Origin of the sequence: Bartonella sp. AP21QHHD, assembly GCF_042196205.1 — a bacterium.
Lineage (GTDB): Bacteria > Pseudomonadota > Alphaproteobacteria > Rhizobiales > Rhizobiaceae > Bartonella.
Map to the genome: position 1 here is coordinate 1 of NZ_JBHIPT010000020.1, position 1,333 is coordinate 1,333.

1 protein-coding gene is annotated in these 1,333 nt (G+C 34.7%); it reads right to left on the reverse strand.

The genetic code is table 11. The features are described from left to right. Positions 1-1,333 (reverse strand): type ISP restriction/modification enzyme (locus ACFIMC_RS01765; protein ID WP_375680894.1); only part of this gene is annotated, 1,333 nt, incomplete at both ends.

Consider the following 1,333-nt stretch of genomic DNA (forward strand, 5'->3'; position numbering starts at 1 on the left):
ATGGCATCATGCCTCTGTAAACCAACAGTTTTGTTTTCCTCTATAGAGTCTGTAAATAAAAGGGTTTGTTTCTCACTTTTACTTTTTGAAACCGTAGCATCTTCATAGATATATCTTGGAAAGCATTGACTATTCTCCATCACTTGAAATTCAGGCACATTCTTAGTCATAATAACAGAAAAATCTTTCTTTGCTCCCGTACCTGTAATTTGTATTACTCTATTTTCAACCGCTTGCCCCATTGGAAATATACATGGAATTTGGGCAACCATTTCATTAAAGGCACGATTGTAATAGAGCCATTGTTGTGTAAAAGGACGATATAGGCTTTGAATAAGGCATGTATCTTCAAATTCAAAAATCTTTCCTTTAGTTAAATGTTTCTTAAGATTAATACTCCAACTAATTTTGCTTTCATCGGCATTAACAAAATTATCTACAGTTTTAGTACGTGTTTTACCGTTATCATGTGTATAAACACCATTAAAACGCTCCACTTCACTATTGTAGAAAGTAATCATATTACTCATATTCTTCGCGAGAGTTTCATTGCTTGCATTGTATGCCCAAGCATCACGATTGGTTTTTAGACCACAAGAATAAATCTCAAACAGTTTTTTACTATGAGGTTTCTTATCACCTAAAGCTAGGAATGTCTTGAAACTGTCATCACGTTGACCAAGCCAATCATTATGCTTATCCGGTATAATTATTTGCCAACCTTGTTTGCTCTGTGTAATACCATCAATGCTACCAAATTTTTTAATTGTCTTAAGCTTTTTTTCTCTTGTGAGATAATCTCCAATATCACGGAAATATATTTTCCCACGCTGTTGAGATTCTGGATTTTTTATGAGAATAGAGATAGCTATGGGAGCCCGTGATCCAGAACCAAAAATCTTACCACCTTCTTTTCGCGAAAGTTCTCCAGAGGTTCGTTGATTACCCCGTAAATGGAAAATATAAAGGCTGCTAAATTCCTTAACGAGGCATTTTCTTAAACCATTTAAAGAACATGCATTAATAAACCCTGCGTTTGTCACAAAACCAATAATACCACAATCTTTTATACGGTCACTAGCCCATCGAATTGCTCGTATATAGCTATCATAAAGTGCTTGCATATTGATTGATTCAGATTGAGCAGCATAAGTTTCACTGATACGATTATCTAATATGGGATAAGGGGTATTCTTCGCATTATCATTAGCACTTTTTTGACCAGTTGAATAAGGCGGGTTGCCGAAGATAACTTCGATAGTCAAATTTTTCTGATGTTCCAAATATTCACTGTTTTCTTTGAGTATACCTTCCATAAGATCTTGTTTTTCAA